Source organism: Sulfuricurvum sp., from assembly GCF_028712165.1.
Classification (GTDB): Bacteria; Campylobacterota; Campylobacteria; order Campylobacterales; family Sulfurimonadaceae; genus Sulfuricurvum.
In genome coordinates this window covers 1-18,123 of the sequence record NZ_JAQTQR010000061.1, presented here as the reverse complement: position 1 = coordinate 18,123, position 18,123 = coordinate 1, and the positions used below count along the sequence as shown (strand labels likewise).

Below are 18,123 nucleotides of genomic sequence, written 5' to 3'. Positions count from 1 at the left end.
TATTTTAGTATAAAAAACTAAAATTAAGTTATTTTTGTTATTAAATCACAGCTTAATATTCTAAAATTACTACTATTCACCAACATTCTCGCAGTACAATTATCTAGCCTCAAACTATAATACTGATTATATTTTGGATCCGCTATACTTGGAAATACACACTTTGGAGATTACTATGCGTTCGATCACACTCGCAACTTTACTTTTATTCGGTTCATTACAAACAGCAGGAGCTTTTGATTTCGGCTCTTTGATGCAAACCGTGGCTCCCGTCGCACAAACAGCTGCTCCTATTGCCGACAGTGCCCTGACTTCAAACCCTCTCATTAAAAATCTCACAACTACTCTCGGTGTTACCCCGACACAGGCGATCGGAGGGTCAGCCGCTCTTATCAATAACGCCAAAGGCAATATGAGTCCAACCGACTTCACAACCCTTACTAAACAAGTTCCGCAAGCAGGAACTCTCCTTAATGCCGCACCTGTGGGATTGCTTGGAATGGGAAATGTCGGATCTCAATTCTCCGCATTGGGAATGGATCCATCCATGGTCGGTAAATTTTCACCCCTGGTATTGCAATACCTCCAAGACGGAGCAACGCCGGGAATGGATAAAATTCTCTCAGCCGCTTTCGCACAGTAATTTTCTTTATCTCCTCTTCGCAAGAAGAGAGATATTCCCTACCCTTCATACCTTATATATTGACCATCTTTTGTTACAATAGTTTCATGAATATGCAAATTTTATTTCCGTTAATACTGACGATTCTTTTTAGTCTGATTCACTCACTTGCCTATACCCGTATTGTTAAACATTTGCACATTAAACCTTCGACACGCACATTATTAAAGTATCTCCTGATCGCCAATATGATCGCTGTTTTAGGCTATCTTTCCAGCCGTTATTTTTTCAGCCCCCCTAAATTTATCTACTTTATTTTCTCCCTCAGCATCGGATTCGGATTTATCCTTTTGATGGCCATTATTCTGTATGAACTGCTCCATTTTTTACAGCGGATTGCTCCGTTCAAAGAAGAAAAGAGGATCTTTTTTAAACGCACTACCGATCTGGGTTTTTTAACGCTTGGTAGCGCTTATATAGGTGCGGGTGTGTTGGAAGGGGCAAAAGAACCGATAATCAACCGAATCGATATCCCCCAAAACCGGTTTGGCGGTAAACAATACCGTATTGTCCAAATCAGCGATATGCATGTAGGCGGCTTGATAGAGCGGGATTTTGTTGCTAAAAGTGTGGAAACGATCAACGCTCTCAATGCCGATCTGATAGCAATTACAGGTGATTTAACGGATGCGCATATCGATACACTCAAAGATGCCATTAGCGAGTTACGCCACCTCAAAAGCCGTTACGGCACCTATTATATTGTAGGCAACCATGAATATTTTCACTCCGTCGGTGACACCATCGCCTATCTGAAAACGATCGGTATCCACGTGTTGGAAAACAGTTCGATGAAAATCGATGACTTTTATATTGCCGGAGTGTATGATCTATTCGGATATCGCAGCAATACCTTTGTTCCCGACATTACCAAAGCGATGGCAGGTATTCCGACCAATGCACCGACCCTTCTTTTAGCCCATCAGCCCAAATACATCGAATATCTCGAAGGGTTCACCCCCTCGCTCATTCTCAGCGGCCATACGCATGGGGGGCAGGTCTGGCCGTTCGGATATTTGGTCTCATTGGCACAGCCTTATCTCAAAGGGCTGCATTCATTGGGGAATAACCGCCATATTTACGTCAACAGCGGTATCGGTTTTTGGGGACCTCCGATGCGTCTGGGTTCACACGCCGAAATCACCTGTATCACATGGTCATGATACAATGGCACCATTATTTTAGGAGTTGATTTTGTTTGATATGCACTGTATTCTTTTTGCCGGAGGTAAAAGTTCACGAATGGGAGAGGATAAATCACTTCTGCCGTTCGGAGGTTTTCCCACTCTCACACAATTTCAGTATGATCGTCTCTGCAAACTTTTCACCCATGTATCCGTTTCGACCAAAACTGCCGACAAATTTGATTTTGATGCCAGCTTTATTCTCGATCCCGAAGAGGTCGCTTACGCTCCGACGGCAGGATTTGTCAGTTCATTTCGAGCGATAGAGGATGAACGGATCATGGTGCTCAGTGTCGATACCCCGTTTGTTGATGATGCGGTATTTCAATCGTTAATCGATGCAGATGAGAGAGAGTTGGATGCCGTTGTCGCCAAAACGGCAACAGGATCGCACCCTTTATGCGGTATTTATCATAGATCCTTGCTGGAAGAGTTTGAGAGAATGCTGCGCGAAGGAGACCACCGTTTAGGCAAACTGCTCGCTTCTCGCCATACCAAATATGTCGAGTTCGAGGATGAAGAGGTATTTTCCAACCTCAATCATCCGCACGAATATCAACAGGCTCTTTCTCGCTTTTACGAACCAAATAAATAAAGATGGCAAACACCAACAGCAAAAAGGACAGTGCCGCAATCAGCGTTGATGCATACGGTAAATCTTTATAGTTGTGAATCGAAATTTTAAATACAACCAACAGCGCTTCAATGAGCAATGCGATAATGATCGATACCGAGAAGTTGAGCAATGTTTTGGCATTAAACGTATCGCTGACATGTTGCGTTCGCGGTAACACCTCTTGCTCGAAAATTGTTTTCCCCAAATCATAAACGGCGAGGCCTAATGTCAGTGCAATAATAGGCTTAAATACCGCATCGATATTCAACGGCTCTTCTGCAATTAAATACCCTGCAAACGTATAAAATCCGTACAATACGACAAACACACCGAAAAAAAGCAACCCGCCGCCGATGATGGCATACGACGATCGGTTCATATATTTGAACAAATTGTTTTTCTCGATCAGATCAAACCGCTCCAACAACTTTCGAAGCCTAAAATCAAAAAAGAGATAACCGTCACCTACCGCATACACTACCGTAATACACAAATGACGGGTAGCCGTTGAAATATACGGCTCGCTGATATAAAATCCTTTTTGAATCGCCACCTCATCGATCAAATAGGAACGATCCACTCCGATATGATGGTGTTCCTCTTTGCTCGTCGAATAAATATTGGGTGAATTTTGAACAAATCCTTCGTCGCACTTATACAGCAGTTCCAAACTTGGAAAGGTTTTGTATAACCGTTCGACCAATTGAACATTGAGGGATTTAAGACTTACATTTCCTAATGTTGTTAAAATAAATTTTTGGATCAACGGGGCATTAGCGGCGTAACTACGTACTAAATCTTGCATTATTTTGTCCCCTTATTTTTTGGTATCTGTTTATTTCAGGATTGCTGTATTTATATACTTGGATAAATAGGGGCAATCCTATGCTTTGAAAGAGGTATGAGGATTAAGGAATTACATGCCATCTAAAGCAATACCGAAATCTCATGCTGAAACTATAGCCCAGTTTTAATCAGCAGCTTGATTATTTTTTAATCAATGCCCAATTTACAACTCTTAGCTATAATAATAAAAAGAATAAAAGAGAATACATTATGAACCTCACCCATCTAGATGAACGTGACCGTCCGAAAATGGTCGATGTCTCGGATAAAAATACCACCTCGCGTGTTGCCGTTGCCAGCGGACTGATCACAATGAGCCGTAGCGCCTTCGACGCGGTCATTAACCAAACCGCTAAAAAAGGGCCGGTACTGCAGACTGCAGTAGTTGCCGCTATCATGGGGACCAAAAAAACCTCTGATCTTATCCCCATGTGCCATCCCCTGAACCTCAGCGGAGTACACTGTGATATCGAAGAACTTCCCGATTTACCGGGATTCAAATTAACCGTCACGGCAAAACTCAGCGGTCAGACAGGAGTTGAGATGGAGGCACTCACCGGTACCAGTATCGGGCTTTTAACCATCTACGATATGCTCAAAGCCATTGATAAATCTATGGTGTTGGGGCCTATTCAACTTGAAACCAAATCAGGAGGAAAAAGTGGAGATTATCAACGAAATACCCCAGAAGCTTGAACTGGAATATCCATGCACATGGTGTTATAAAGTCGTTGCTTATGAGCGTGCAGGGATCGAAATCGCTGCGATGGAAATTTTCATGGAACGTACATATTCACTCAACCCGTCCAATACCAGCAAGGGTGGAAAATACATCAGCATGAACTTAGAATTATTAGTTCATAATGAAGACGAACGTAACTATTTTTACGAAACACTCAAAGCGCACCCCCATATCAAAATGGTATTGTAAAAGGAAACATATGAACCTCGAAACCTTTAAACGTGACATTAAGAACCGCTATACCTCCATTACAAACGGTGAAATCGACGCGAAAGTATCCGAAATGGTTGCTGCATTAGCAACAGAATGGGCAACGTCACCGCATGCGCTTTCAATACAAGAACTTCGTATTTTCACCGGAGCGATGATCGAAGAAGAAGGTCACACACTCTATGGTGAGATTGAAGATTTAATTGCCCAAAAAGAGCGTATAGAGAGACAAATCGCCCGCAAAAGTGAAGAACTGCAACATCTAAAATACAACCTCTACAATGCATTGGAAAAACATCTATCCGGCAATGACGAGACCCTAGAAAAGCTCCATCAAGTGAAACTCCAATCGATTGATCTGCTTGAAATTCTCGAAGAGATCACCGAGAGCGCCATCATTACAACACTGGAAAAAGGGATCGATACTGAAGAGACCCTTGAAGAAATTATCAAAGAGATCACCTTCACCGCTCTCAATGCCAATGTCCTTAATGCAACACGTATTCGTCGAATCCTTGCCAGTATCCTCCAAAATGCGCTCAATATCGCGGAAGCGTCTCCAAACCAGGCTGAGATCATCCTACGCGGGACACTGCACGGTATCCATAATGCATTGCTTCGCTCTATTGAAAAATTTCATCAATATCTCCTCTATGTTCCGGAAGAGGTCAAAGCACTCTATCGTGATGAATATAAAACGATCGAAGTAGAACTTGATAACGTCGATACCCTCTATACACAGATCATACACGGATTACACGCGCATAATGACCCGATTTTAGTCGCTCAGCTTGAAGCGATCAATCACGAACTTTCATCCGGCTCCGACGAGCTTAAAGACCTTTCAAAAGAAACCGTCGAATTGCTCAGAACCAAACTCGCAAGAATTAAAAAAGGGGTTACCGAGCGCGGCAATAAATTGCTCAAATCAAAATCGGCTCAAGAAGCCAAAGCGATGGGTACCCGAGCATGGAGTGTCGCAAAATCGGCCATGAACGGTGCGATCAAAGGTGCTAAAGACGCGATGGAGAAGGATAAGAAGTAGACTATAAGTCCTTCGCCATGGTAAACATATTCTTAAACTGCTTCGTATAGCTGTCACATCGATCGCAAATAGGATCTCCCCCTTTATAGGGGAAGGGGCATCGACACTCATGACACATCACCATTTCATAATGGACTAATTGCTCCGCTCTCTCGAATGCAATACTCACAAAATCAAAATTGTTTTTTGCACTGATCGCTTTAGGCTTACAGATATCTTCACAAATCCCGCATCCGATACATTTGCCTTGACTAAAAAAGATCCCCTGTTTATCAGACGTAGGAAACAACGCATCCGTAGGGCAAAATTGTGTACACTCCCCGCAGTTAGTGCAGCTTTGAAAATCGATTTGCTTGTTAAAGAACAAAGAACTCGGTCCTTCAAAAGTCGTTTTCTCCATATCTCCTACCCGCTCTTTGAGCGAATTTTTAAGCAATATACGTTTGAGCGGCATTTTCATATCCGGGAGCTTGTGATGCGCAGTTGTCATAGCGATATGGGCTTGAGACTCGTTCGTGTTCACAATGGATGTTTTGACTTTTTCAATCCCTTTTCGGAATAATGCACGACGTTCACTCTGTTCTTCTTTAACTTCGATCGTTTCAATACGCTGCTCTACCCCGATTTGTTCTAACAGCACATTACTCTCTTCTATCGTTGACCGGATAGATCCACCTAGAACACCGTTTGGATTTAGTACGCATCCCTCACAATGGCTCAAATCGCATTCTACACTTCGATTTGAACGCAAAGCCATGACAGCATAATGTTCAACATCAAATACACCTAAACACGGCGTAGAAACTTTACATGAGAGGGTTGTATCTTTCTGATCCTGATACGATACAGCAAAACCGTTCGGATCAAAACTCTCAATTTCCAACGCTTCCGTAGGGCAGCTTCCGATGCATCCCGCACATCCGACACATTCATTTTCAAAAAGGGTCAATTTGTTGCGAACGATGTGAAAAGCACCTTTTGGACAAAGATCGATACATATTTGACAATCATTATGAAAATATTCGTTACGCAAACACCGTGTAGCCGTAAAACTAAAGAGGTTGCTCTTTTGGATGAAATTCATGTTACCCATGTGTTGCACTTTGTGTTAAATATTCGAAATCCGCACTAATAAATTCAACGGTGAAATCACAGATATCTCGATAAAAAGGGGTATCAGCCATACTTCTCATTCCCATCATATAAGGGATCACCCATGGGATAATATGATCTTCCAAAAACTTGCTCTGAGGTTCCATTTCATTACGATAAATCAACGTTTGCATAAATGCCAGTTCTATTCCGAGATGATCAGGAGCCATAATGTCCGTTTGATTCATATTCACTTCAAACCCGTGTGTAAAATAAAATCCCATAACCGGATTTTGCAATCCGACAAGGGTCTCATTTTTAGCATCCAATACAAACGATTCTACAGGCTGGGTATTGAGGATGAACATTGATGTATAATCGATATTCAACGCATCGTATAATGCTTCTACATCTGTTGCCCTCATCCATTCTTTCGTCTCTTCACCGATAATCTCCAAGAGTGCATCATTACTTATGAGATCATGGATAAAACGACGGTCTGGGATGTTGCTCATTACACGCGATAAAAAGGCATAGATATAAAGACGATATTCATTATTCATTCAAGTGTTCCTAAAAAAAGTAAGGGATTGTGTCATATGAGGACTTTGAGACAGCAAAGTTTCGACAATTAAGACTCTAACCCCAGAGGGGGGCTAGGTTGGTGTTATAAGCACCCTTTAAAGAATGATTTTTTAGGTGGTGGTGGAGCTTTAAACTCAGTGGCATGGATCGTATTGGTCGCTTCATCAAGCGTTCCGACGATTACCACACCGTTTTTATTGTATCCTTCACCAAGTTCTGATGCTTTAAGTTTTGTTACATCAACGATGTATGTCTTACCGGTATTGTGTTGGAACAATGCCAACGGCACTTTTTTCATCGAACCCGGTTCAGATTTTTTGAAACATCCATCCGACCCACAGCTGTAATTTTCTAAATAACAGCTTGAAAATGAACCTTCAGCCGCACATCCAGGTGTGGTCAATAATCCGTCGAATTCTTGTCCTTCAGGTTCAGCCGCAAACGCACTGAAAACCAGTGCGGCGCATAACAATGCAATCTTTTTCATTATTCTACCTCCGCTTTGAGAGTTTTAAGGTACGCTACGATGTCCTCAACCGTCTTTTTATCCAAAAAGCTAAAGTCAGTCATCGCAGAAATACGTTTACCTTTTTCAATTGTATACCAAGGTGTATTACTATGTGCATTACGATTATAACCTGGTACTACAACCGCAGACGGTTTTAAGATTGACTCACGAAGATACGCTACTGTTGAGTATCCACCTACGTTTGCCAATGATGGTCCCATAAAACTTGGAGCATCTTTAGAGGTGATTTGGTGACAACCGGCACAACCGTTTGCATCAACCGCCGCTTTACCTTTTTCAGCATTGCCTTTTGACTCTTCTGTAATTTCTGCGACTACTTTTGTATCTGGTTTCATCCCTTCTAAATTCACGGCAACCCATGAAGAAAGATTTTTCAAACCGTTGCGGCCCATTTTGTCACCATCCCATACAGCAATAGCAACCGGAACAGTCCCTTTTAAATTGACATAGTCATCTTTAAGAGCGCGTGTTATTGTCCCTGTCCAGCCATTATTTGCATAGGCCATAGCAGCATTTGATTTAACGGAACCGTCTTTAATTTCTGTTAATGAACGGAATCCTTCTGCAACAAAAACACGCTCATAATCGGTTTTTGCCAATGAAGCGACTTTTGCATCATAATCTGCAAGCTCTTTTCCGAATAACGCCGTTTGATTACGGTTCACTTGTGTAGAAACATCTTTGTTTCCGTTTGGCTCATATACTTTTTCCGTTGCTTTTTGCAAATGAACCACTACTGGACGTCCGTCTGAACCCATTCCGATATATGGAAGAGCGTGAGAACCTTTAGTAGCTCCTGCAAATTGAACCGCAAAACCGTCACTGTATGTATCAGACGAATAGGCTCCTTGAACACTTTTAGTGCCATCAGCCCATTTAACCATCAAAGCAATATTTTTTCCGTCATACAACGCAGCAACATCTGCTTTTTTTGCTTTATCATCTGCGTTTGCAGCATTCGCTTTTTTATCGTTCATATGAACAGCAGTTTGAGGATAAAGTGTTACACTTGAAAATTTAGCTTTTGCCCATGCATTTGCATCCGTGACATCACTGACTTTAACCGCAGTAATCGTATCCGCAGCCAACGCCGCAGAAGCGGCTAGACCCAATGAAAGGATAGAAGTTAGAATCTTTTTCATTAGTGGTGTCCTCCAGCTTGTGTAAACTTACCGGCAAGATAGCGGGTATCTACCGGAGCCAATGGATTGCGTTTATTCTCTTTTGCTACTTGTTGATAGTAGTTATTATCCAAACGGAACATATCCGAGTGTTGATAAGCAATCAGAAGATCAAGCAATTCACTGACACCTGTCTCTTTACGTTTTTTCATCTCTGCTTTCAATGTCGCGATTGAATCGTGAACCGCAGGTCCGAATAGTTTTTCAAGCTCTTCGATCGGAAGACGTGTTGAACCTTCGATGATTTTACCTTCTGCATCAAATTTTGCAGGAGATTCGGTCGGAGGAATGTAATATACATTCGGTTGCGTACCGTAATCAGAACGTAAACCGATAGCTACTTTATATTTGTGTACTAATTTATAGACTTGTGAATCTTCATCATCCAAGAATCCAACGAAACGGATACGACCGACACATTGTTGTGCACATGCCGGTGGCAAGCCCTGCTCAATACGTGGAAAACAAAGGATACATTTCTCTGATTTAGAGATTTTTGGATTGAAATAGATTTTTTTGTAAGGACATCCCGCGATACAATAGCGGTACCCTTGACAACGATCCAAATCGACCAAAACAACCCCGTCTTCTTCACGTTTGAAGATCGCATCACGAGGACACGCACTCAAACAACCCGGATTTGTACAGTGATTACAAATACGTGGCAAGTAGAAGAAATAGTTGTCTTGTGGGAATGCACCCGCACCTTGGTCTTCATCCCAGTTTGGTCCCCATGTCGGAGAAACGTGAGGGTGGAAGTGTTGGCTATCCGCCATACCACCCATCAACGACTCATAGTTATAATCCCAAGGCACCCCGTAGTCTGCTTCAAGATTAGGGATCACACCCGGTTGGAGATCTCCGGCAGCATCAAATCCACCGCCAAGCTCCATCCAGTTTTTTGGATAACCTGTACCCGGATAGGTCTCAACGTTATTCCAATACATATATTCACGACCGTTACGGTTCGTCCATTGCGTTTTACATGCTACGGTACATGTTTGGCACCCGATACATTTGTTCAGGTCCATTACCATTGCTAATTGTCGTTTAGACATCTATTCCCCTTAGTACTGTACGTCTTTTGCTTTTTCGTAGTTAACCGCGCCATCGTAAGCGTATTGGTTACCATCCCAAAGACCACCAAATTTCAAGTGACCCCATCCGTCTGCCATCTCAAGGAGATTCAATGATGTTGGAACAACCTCATTGTGTCCTTTGTTTTTCAAATACATGTACGGTTCCCATCCATGCTCCATTACCAAGCCATCAGCCGGTGCAGAAGAAGAGAGTTTTGCCATCGCATAGAATTCACCAAGAGCATTGTAAATACGGATCGTATCACCGTCTTTGATCCCTTTTGCCTCAGCAACCACACGGTTGACTTGTGCAGCAGGAACACCACGCTGGAGTCGAAGCAACGTACGAGACGTTTTGTAGTTCGAGTGAATTGACCAACGAGCATGCGGAGTCATAAATACATACGGATAATCTTTCGATTTCGGTCGAATTCCTTCCATACCTGTATTGGTTGCAGCACCCATTTTAATGTACATATCATGGTCAACATAGAACGTTTGACGGCCTGAAAGTGTTTCAAGACGCTCAAATTTATAGAGGTTGAACTCCATAGAACTGTACGGGCGATCCGGATACAACGGTGAACTTTTCGCCGCTTTTTCATTGATTAGCAAGAAGCCGCCCACTTTGTACATTTTTTCCATTGTCCACGGCTCATACTGCTCACATTTTTCCAATGCGGCTTGTACTGCCATTTTGTCGGTACCGAGATAGTTTTCACCTGCACCTTCAGATTCTGGGTCAGTGTTAGTGTACTCTTTATGGAAAATAGTCAAATCATGGAAACCTGGTTTTGCATATTTCGGATGATCTTTGACTTTTGCTTTATCGATGTTTTCAGGTCGGTTAGCCAACTCTTCCATTTTTTTAGCAAGAAGAGTAAACATTGACCACTCATCCATCGCTTCACCAACGTTTTTAATGTTTGCAACCGGCTGAGCCAAATTGGTAAAACGGTGATAACCCGGAGATGTACGAAGGTCATACACTTCGTAGTGCGATTTAGCCGGTAACAATACATCCGCATATTGTGCTGCTTCAGACATACGATAATCAACATACCCGAAGAATTTCGTTTTGCTCAAGAAAGCTTTGCGATATTCAGAGCCTTTATTACGACGGAACTTAGAGTCTGCAACGATCAATGCACAATCCGGCTGCCACCATGGTTTATTCACGTTTCCGTGTTTTGATTCCATGTTTTCAGCATTGTTTTTTCCATGACCAAGCATTTCTGAAACGACTGCCATATATTCTTTTTTAGACATTCCGTTTTGAGCACGTTTAACATCCTCATCTCCGAAATATTCATCGAATGTTTTCAACCCGTCACCAAATACAAATTCGCCAACGAATCCTGATCCGAAACGAGCATTGTATTTCCCGCTGAATCCACCAAGAACACCAAGACCTGAAAGAGTGAACTCATTTTCAGTGTTCAATCCGCCGTATGGTCCCATACGTCCTGTCAATCCACAGATAGAAGAAATATTCCAGATTGACATAACACCATTGAAATATTTGTTAAGCGAGAATCCTGTTGTGATCTCAACAACTTTCGGCAATGCAATGTCGTGAGCAAGTTGACGAACCGTGTCAGGATGCACACCTGTAATCTCTTTTGTTGCTTCAGGAGCAAATTTCGCTGCTGATTTTTTCAACATTTCAAAAACAGTAGTCACTTCACGTTTGTTACCATTAACATCAGTAATAGTCCAAGTTCCTTCAAGTTCCGGATCAATATCTTGCTCATCAAGACGCAATGATTTAATTGCACTTCCCTCAGAACCAGGCATCAATGCAACTTTACCGGTCGTTTTGTTCATTGAGTAGAATTGTTCTTCAAATTTGAAGTGATCTTCTTCATTTGCCGCTTTTTCCATATCCGAACGACGAAGCATTTTTTGAGTTTTTACATCAACCAAGAACGGAAGATCGGTAAACGTTTGCATAAACTCTGGTTTATAGAGTTTTTCGTTCAAGATTACGTTGATAACTCCCATTGCTAGGATATTATCTGTACCTGCTTTGATCGGGATCCAAAGGTCAGCTGATTTAGCTGTTGCATTGAATTCCGGAGTAATAACGATGACTTTCGCTCCGTTATATTTCCCTTCCCAAACGAAGTGAGCATCCGGGATACGAGAAACTGACGGATTTCCACCCCACATAACGGCAGTATCGACGTTATACATGAAATCCCATGTACAACCGACGTTACCTTCACCGTATGCAATCGCAGCACCTGAGAACATGTCCCCAAGGTAAGATGACGGATAAATACGGATCGCTCCAAGCTGAGTCGAGAAACGCAATGGTGCACCACGACGTCCTTCTGTAAGAAGACCAGTACCCGCGTGAACCATCAATTTATCCGGTCCGCGTTCAGGATCTGTCATACAAGTGAAGATTTCTTGACATACACGCTCAGCAGCTTCGTCCCAGCTAACACGTTTCCATTTACCTTCACCGCGCTCACCGACACGAACCATCGGATAAAGAATACGGTCTTTTTGGTACATTACTTGTGAGTGCTGAACCCCTTTATTACATCCGCGTGGATTAAAGTCAGGAATTTTCGCATTGATTACCGGATAACGAGCTGATTGGTTTTCGCGAGTAATAACACCGTTGCTTGACCAAACTTCCCATGCACAGTTACCTTGACAGTTTACACAGTGATATGCAAAACCGTGTTCCTCTTTTTTACCGTATGTAAATGCAAACTCATTACGGTACATATCTTCAGAATAGTTGGTATTAGGATAGTTGTCTTTACCGTTTTCTACTGAAATAACATTGGTTTTTGCGAAAAGTGAGCCTTGAGAAGCTACCAACGCTGCCGTCATACCTGAAACTTTCAGGAAGTCACGGCGATTATTGTTCATTACTTTTGTCATATTTTCTCCTCTTCCCTTATCGTTTAATCGGAAGGTTCATGTCGTTACCCCAAACGTCCCAGCTTCCTGTGAAGACTTTAACGTTTTTGTAACCGAGCAATTGAAGCGCCGTAATATTTTCAGAACCGCGACCTGCGCCTACTTGACAATACGCGTAGATGGTTTTATCCGGTGTAACACCATAAGAGTCGTATACTTTTTTAAGTGCATCTGCATCTTTAAAAGAGAGTTTGTTATCTGTATCTGAAATTCGGTTCCACTCAATGAATGTAGAGCCCGGAATATGTCCTCCGCGTGCCACATTATCCATTTTACGCTCACCGATAATTTCGGCAATTGCGCGTGAATCAATAATTACATATTTAGATTTTTTGCCGTTTTTAAGGATATCTTCCATCGCATGTTTAACTTCTTCTTTTCCGGCAATTGCAGAGAAATCAAGTTTTTTAGGATCAATTTTATAATGTGTCGGATGATCTTCTTCTTCACCTTTTACAACAAGAAGACGTTTTTCAACATCGTTCATTTTTGCTTTTAGGTCTTTCATATCGGCATCTGCTTTTGCAATAGATGCTGTCAGTGCAGCTGTGTCAGCACCCTCATTTTTCAATGACTCTTTATCCGCTTTTTGAGCTTTTTTGATCTCTTTAAACTGAGTGTTTAAAGTGTCATACTCTTTCTGCGCAGGGTCTACCGCCATAATTGCTGCACGACCGCCATTCAATACTTTTACGTTTTTATGACCGTAACTTTTGAAGAATGAATATACACCTGTCGCATTCGGACCTTTAAAGTCATCGTACGCGATAATTGTCATATCATTTGTGATACCTTTGCTACTGATGTAATGCTCTGCATCATCAACACAACGGTACAATGGAGCACACTCCATATTTCCCGTAATGTCTGATTCATGCAAATGGTGCGCGAACATCTCTACAGACCCTTTAATATGCCCGAGTTTATAGACATCCTCATTGTCACCTGAAACAAACATCACCTTCGGGTTGCCGATCAGCTTGACCGCTTCATCAGCTGAAATAAGGATATCCTTATTCACATACCCATCGGCTGCCATCACTGATGACGCCGATAATGATGCAACCACACAGAGTGATTTTAACCATCTGTTCATCCGTGCTCCTTTTTTTTATAAATGTGCACACACAATGTGCATTAATATATGGAATTACCGTACCTATTATAGAGACGACTCTCTTAATACATGGTAAATACTATTTTTAAATCGTCACATAGATTACAAATTGTTACATACTTATCACAATTTGCTTCTAGGCAATTACTCTTTGTTACTTTACGTTTTCTTATACATCCTACTCTGTTCCCAGCCTTATATACTATAATTAATAGTTACATTTTAATCACTTTTTGATAGTATGACGATTATTTTTATCACAAAACTTTAGTGCCATTACGGCGAGCGCAGTCAAAGGGTTTTTTATCTATTTGGCGTTAAAATAATATTAAAAAGGGAGCTTCATGAGTACCGAAACTACACTAAATGCTATAGAACAATCTAATACAGCGTTACTTATCGAATTATTAGAGGATAAATCCCTTCCGATTGAAGAAGTGCAAGCGATTTATAATGCTTATAAAACCGACAAGCAGCTTGTCGGACAAGTTGCTATGAATCTATCTCTTAGAACATCCGTATACGAAAGAGACCGTGAATATAGCCCTGTTATGGTGGAACTGCTGATCGATATTGCAAGTAATCCGGTCGATATGGGTGCACGTTGGGCAGTTGCTAAAAACCCGCATACACCTATTGAAGTCTTGCGTCATCTTTCAGCTGATCCAATTAATTTAGTCCGCGCACTCGTCGCAGCTAACCCTTCAACTCCAAGTGATGTGTTAGAGAAATTTTTCAGTGATGAAAAAATTGTTCGTGACGGACTTTCCGGCAATCCGAATACCCCTCCGAAACTACTCAAAATTTTATGCGATGACAATGATAAAATGGTTCGTATGCGTTTGGCTGAAAACCGTGCCGCCCCAAAAGATATCATCACTTCACTACTCAAAGACACCGATCCGGATGTAAGCAAAGCGGCTGAAGCCAATCTTGGAGAGCGCGCATGAAAAAAAAACATTTTGAAGAGCGAAGTAAATTTTTAACCCTTGAAAACCACTTTCTTAATACTTTTTTTTCAGGACTCTATCTCAGTGCAGGTGATTTTATTGCAATAGGTCGTGCAAACGGTCTTAATCTGCAAATGCATTCACGGGAAATGCTCATTAAAGACCTACTCAATGAATCGGATAAAATCGGGACATTGAATAGTGTAATTGCATCCCTTTCCAACCTTATTGAATCACGTATAAGCGAAATACATCGTCTCAGTCTTGAATATCCGGGCGCACGAGCACCTTTATCAAAACTTGCACAAAAAGCAGCAGGGACAAAAGCTCTATTAGCCAGAGAACTTCGAGGAAACCCATATGAACACTAAAGATCTCTCAGTCGCGCTTAATACCCTTGCGTATCCAGGACTCACACGCACCCTTGGAGAGCTCAAGCTTATTTCCGAAGTTAAAGTGACCGATAGCAATGCTTTTGTCGAACTTCTTACCGTTAGTGATGACTCTTATCTCACAGTCAAATCCGCAATCGAATCCGCTTTTCATGATCAATTTACAAGTCTAAACATCACAAAAAAACAAACGGTCCAAAAAGACATCAACTACGGTAACAGTGCCACACCAAATAATCGCGCACCCTATGCTGCCAATGTTATCGCGGTTACAAGTGGAAAAGGGGGAGTCGGCAAAAGTACCGTAAGTGTTAACTTGGCGATTGCACTTGCCCAAAAAGGGTATAAAGTTGGAATTCTCGATGCCGATGTTTATGGCCCGAATGTTCCTCGACTTACCAATACAGACCTTGAAAAAATTCGCTGGAATGACGATAACAAAATCATTCCGTGTGAAAACTACGGCATTAAAATCATGAGTGTAGCACTTACTACCCCAACATCAGACACTCCGCTTGTTTGGCGTTCATCTGTTGCTGTTTCGGCACTCATTCAATTTCTCGAAGATGTTGCATGGGGAGAGCTGGACTTTATGGTGATCGACATGCCTCCGGGTACCGGTGATATTCAACTCACCATGGCTCAAGAACTTCCTATCACGGCCGGTGTTATTGTAACAACACCACAACTCGTAGCCAGTGATGATGTCAGTCGTGCGATTCGTATGTTCCAAGACATCCATGTTCCTATGGCCGGCCTAGTGGAAAACATGAGCTTTTTCGTAGCTCCTGATACCGGAACACGTTATGATATTTTTGGAAGCGGCGGCGGAGCGCGTTTAGCAGAACGCTATAATATTCCTTTACTCGGACAGATTCCTATAAATATGGATATTCGTGAAGGTTCAGACAATGGTGAACCACCGGTTGTTTTAGGATCAGATACATTGAAAAGTTATTATAAAGATATCGTTGAAGAGATGTTAAAAGCAATGAAGTTTAAAATTTAGAGTATAAGAAGAAACCGAATGGAGTTAAACTCCATTCAGTAAGGAAGATTATTTAAAGATCTTTTTGAGATCAACTTCAACTGCACCTGGTACAGTTGCAATCGTCATGAATTCACCCATTGTGAGCAATGGATAGCTGATAGCAATATAATATTTAGCGCTAAGTGCTTTTGCCTGTCCACCTTCGATCAATACTGCCCATGGAAGGATTTCTCCGTTTTGGGTTCCGATTTTTTTGACGAATCCGTTTGTTCGACGATCTAAACTAACGAATGCTACATAACGATCATCACTCAATTTTACGACTGCTGTTGTCCCTTTAGCTTTTTCTGCTTTTGCAACCAGATCAGCCGTTGAACCTTCGCCAACTACACCCATATCTTCATAATACGGCATACCAACCATAAAATGGTACCCTGCCAAACCATCAAATTCCCATTTATCTGTAGAATCTTTTAGTGTTCCGAAAGCTTTTTCAAGTGAAGTCAACTCAGCAGAAGCAACCGTATGGTTATACTCTTTTTGCATGAACGCTTTGTCAAAATAGATCGGATTAGCAATGCTGATTTGTTTACGCTCATCATCAACCAACATACGCCCTACAGCAGCAAGTCCGCGCATAGGTTTATTAGCCGCAGCTTTCATCTGTGCATTCGTAAAAAGAACTGTAGTACCTGAATCCGTTTTATACGTACCGACTACTTCAAAACCTGCAGCTGCAAGTTTTGATTTAGCATTATCAACATCTACATAAGAGGCAATTTTATAGGTTGCTACTTCTTTTTCTACTTTGACACCGGCTTGTGCTTCAGGTGCCGTTCCGGCACATCCGCAAAATCCGAGTACAAGTGCACTCATAATTAGGGAATAAAATTTCTTCATAGTTCTTTTGCTCCCAATCCAATCATGATTCCTGTAATTTCTTTATCAAGCTTATGGATTGAATCAACCATTTTTGGATCTTTGATCCCCATAACGGCAATCCAGTTTTCTAATTTAGGCATACCGATCATTAGCTTGTTTGAACCTTTTTCAACATACATATACATTGAACACGGTGCAAAGATTCCTGCATCAGGACGACCGTTATTGAAGATCCCTTCAGAGAATCGGAAATGACAAAGCGAATAGACCCAGTATGCATCAAAGCGGCCAAACTCGATATTGTTATCGGTCATCGCACCTTTGAAATCTTTATATCCTGCAATGATGTAATGATTCTTTTCGAATGCTTCTTCAAACTTCCCTTGGAAATCACTGATAAATGCGTCCAAACTCGCTTCACGATCAAATGAAACTTCAAATGTCATCATAGGTTTTTCAGGGAGTGCTTTATATTCTACTGTTTGCACTTTACTGCCGATCTCTTCTCCTACCATTTTATCCAATGGAACAAATGAAGCGATAAATTTAGCACGGACATCCGCATCTTTAACACCGGTAATATTGAGCATAGTTTCAGGGTCAACATGCCCTACATAGGTTTTATCTTCACCCATTTTTTTGTAAATTCCAAGATTAAACGGTGAGAAACCTCCCAAAGCCGGTTCTTTCATCAACAACGGTCCAACAACCTTGTCGTTAGTGATTGAGAAAAATCCGAGATTATCCAATGTCTCTTTGAAAGTAGGATCAAAATCAGGGTGTTTAACCTGTACCCCTTTTTCAGTCTTAAATTCTGTTCCCCATTTTGTTTTATACGCATCATTAATACGTTCATGCGGATCGGACAATACGTAACCTATAGTATTGATCTTTTCATTGACCAAACTCATGAATACTTTTTCTTTATCGCCATCGCCGACATAATATTTAGCTCCGGTTGCGCCGAACGCCATTGAAGCAGCCAGTGAAAGTGCCGCAGCACCCATTAACAATCTATTAAACATATTTTTCTCCTCCGTGTAATCGCTTTTTATTCTTT

19 protein-coding genes are annotated in these 18,123 nt (G+C 41.7%); 9 read left to right on the top strand and 10 right to left on the bottom strand.

The features are described 5' to 3' along the window. Window positions 1–175: 175 nt before the first annotated feature. From PHP90_RS10780 to mobA, 3 genes are all read left to right on the top strand, one after another. Window positions 176–643 carry a DUF2780 domain-containing protein gene (locus PHP90_RS10780; protein ID WP_299929519.1) on the top strand — a complete coding sequence of 156 codons (468 nt, stop codon included), beginning with the start codon at window positions 176–178 and terminating at the stop codon, window positions 641–643. An 86-nt stretch (window positions 644–729) separates the two neighbouring features. After that, window positions 730–1,845: a metallophosphoesterase gene (locus PHP90_RS10775; protein WP_299929517.1), complete on the top strand. Its 1,116-nt coding sequence runs from the start codon at window positions 730–732 to the stop codon at window positions 1,843–1,845. A gap of 40 nt (window positions 1,846–1,885) precedes the next feature. Then, the gene (gene mobA, locus PHP90_RS10770; protein WP_299929522.1) at window positions 1,886–2,461 is read left to right on the top strand and encodes a molybdenum cofactor guanylyltransferase MobA; all 576 of its coding nucleotides are present in this window, start codon (window positions 1,886–1,888) and stop codon (window positions 2,459–2,461) included. On the opposite strand, the gene PHP90_RS10765 is transcribed toward mobA, so the two are convergent. Continuing rightward, window positions 2,403–3,287, bottom strand: coding sequence for a hypothetical protein (locus PHP90_RS10765; protein ID WP_299929514.1), 885 nt, complete (start codon window positions 3,285–3,287; stop codon window positions 2,403–2,405). The genes mobA and PHP90_RS10765 overlap by 59 nt on opposite strands. A gap of 251 nt (window positions 3,288–3,538) precedes the next feature. Between PHP90_RS10765 and moaC the strand changes: the two genes are divergently transcribed. Genes moaC through PHP90_RS10750 form a run of 3 tightly spaced genes read left to right on the top strand, consistent with a single transcriptional unit; the run spans window position 3,539 to window position 5,325 of the window. Beyond that, window positions 3,539–4,024, top strand: a complete 486-nt coding sequence (gene moaC / locus PHP90_RS10760) for a cyclic pyranopterin monophosphate synthase MoaC (protein WP_299929510.1) — start codon at window positions 3,539–3,541, stop codon at window positions 4,022–4,024. Next, complete coding sequence (locus PHP90_RS10755; RefSeq protein WP_299929507.1) at window positions 3,990–4,259, top strand: DUF493 domain-containing protein; 270 nt, start codon at window positions 3,990–3,992, stop codon at window positions 4,257–4,259. Before moaC ends, PHP90_RS10755 begins: the two co-directional genes overlap by 35 nt. Before the next feature lie 10 nt (window positions 4,260–4,269). After that, on the top strand, window positions 4,270–5,325 hold the full coding sequence (locus tag PHP90_RS10750) for a DUF6781 family protein (protein ID WP_299929504.1): 1,056 nt from the start codon (window positions 4,270–4,272) through the stop codon (window positions 5,323–5,325). Between the two features lies 1 nt (window position 5,326). On the opposite strand, the gene PHP90_RS10745 is transcribed toward PHP90_RS10750, so the two are convergent. From PHP90_RS10745 to PHP90_RS10715, 7 genes are all read right to left on the bottom strand, one after another. Next, window positions 5,327–6,418 (bottom strand): 4Fe-4S binding protein, encoded by a 1,092-nt coding sequence (locus PHP90_RS10745; protein ID WP_299929501.1) that lies wholly within the window; start codon window positions 6,416–6,418, stop codon window positions 5,327–5,329. Further along, on the bottom strand, window positions 6,411–6,980 hold the full coding sequence (locus PHP90_RS10740) for a molecular chaperone TorD family protein (RefSeq protein ID WP_299929498.1): 570 nt from the start codon (window positions 6,978–6,980) through the stop codon (window positions 6,411–6,413). The genes PHP90_RS10745 and PHP90_RS10740 overlap by 8 nt, the downstream gene beginning before the upstream one ends. A 104-nt stretch (window positions 6,981–7,084) precedes the next feature. Then, complete coding sequence (locus tag PHP90_RS10735; protein ID WP_299929496.1) at window positions 7,085–7,489, bottom strand: hypothetical protein; 405 nt, start codon at window positions 7,487–7,489, stop codon at window positions 7,085–7,087. After that, the gene (locus tag PHP90_RS10730; protein ID WP_299929493.1) at window positions 7,489–8,673 is read right to left on the bottom strand and encodes an ethylbenzene dehydrogenase-related protein; all 1,185 of its coding nucleotides are present in this window, start codon (window positions 8,671–8,673) and stop codon (window positions 7,489–7,491) included. The genes PHP90_RS10735 and PHP90_RS10730 overlap by 1 nt, the downstream gene beginning before the upstream one ends. Then, a complete protein-coding gene (locus PHP90_RS10725) occupies window positions 8,673–9,770 on the bottom strand; it encodes a 4Fe-4S dicluster domain-containing protein (RefSeq protein WP_299929490.1) in 1,098 nt (365 codons plus the stop codon). Before PHP90_RS10725 ends, PHP90_RS10730 begins: the two co-directional genes overlap by 1 nt. A gap of 9 nt (window positions 9,771–9,779) precedes the next feature. Then, entirely contained in the window at window positions 9,780–12,692 is a 2,913-nt protein-coding gene (locus PHP90_RS10720; protein ID WP_299929487.1) for a molybdopterin-dependent oxidoreductase, read from the bottom strand. A gap of 16 nt (window positions 12,693–12,708) precedes the next feature. Further along, a complete protein-coding gene (locus PHP90_RS10715) occupies window positions 12,709–13,827 on the bottom strand; it encodes a rhodanese-like domain-containing protein (protein ID WP_299929484.1) in 1,119 nt (372 codons plus the stop codon). Window positions 13,828–14,192: 365 nt separating this feature from the next. Here PHP90_RS10715 and PHP90_RS10710 point away from each other — a divergent pair, with 365 nt between their 5' ends. From PHP90_RS10710 to PHP90_RS10700, 3 genes are read left to right on the top strand one after another with little or no spacing between them, the layout of a single operon-like run. After that, the gene (locus PHP90_RS10710) at window positions 14,193–14,798 is read left to right on the top strand and encodes a hypothetical protein (protein ID WP_299929481.1); all 606 of its coding nucleotides are present in this window, start codon (window positions 14,193–14,195) and stop codon (window positions 14,796–14,798) included. Further along, window positions 14,795–15,169, top strand: a complete 375-nt coding sequence (locus PHP90_RS10705; protein ID WP_299929478.1) for a hypothetical protein — start codon at window positions 14,795–14,797, stop codon at window positions 15,167–15,169. The genes PHP90_RS10710 and PHP90_RS10705 overlap by 4 nt, the downstream gene beginning before the upstream one ends. Then, on the top strand, window positions 15,159–16,199 hold the full coding sequence (locus PHP90_RS10700; protein ID WP_299929475.1) for an Mrp/NBP35 family ATP-binding protein: 1,041 nt from the start codon (window positions 15,159–15,161) through the stop codon (window positions 16,197–16,199). The genes PHP90_RS10705 and PHP90_RS10700 overlap by 11 nt, the downstream gene beginning before the upstream one ends. Before the next feature lie 48 nt (window positions 16,200–16,247). Here PHP90_RS10700 and PHP90_RS10695 read toward each other — a convergent pair whose 3' ends face one another. After that, window positions 16,248–17,081 carry a hypothetical protein gene (locus tag PHP90_RS10695; protein ID WP_299929472.1) on the bottom strand — a complete coding sequence of 278 codons (834 nt, stop codon included), beginning with the start codon at window positions 17,079–17,081 and terminating at the stop codon, window positions 16,248–16,250. Beyond that, window positions 17,078–18,088, bottom strand: coding sequence for a hypothetical protein (locus PHP90_RS10690; RefSeq protein ID WP_299929469.1), 1,011 nt, complete (start codon window positions 18,086–18,088; stop codon window positions 17,078–17,080). The genes PHP90_RS10695 and PHP90_RS10690 overlap by 4 nt, the downstream gene beginning before the upstream one ends. Window positions 18,089–18,123: the final 35 nt, after the last annotated feature.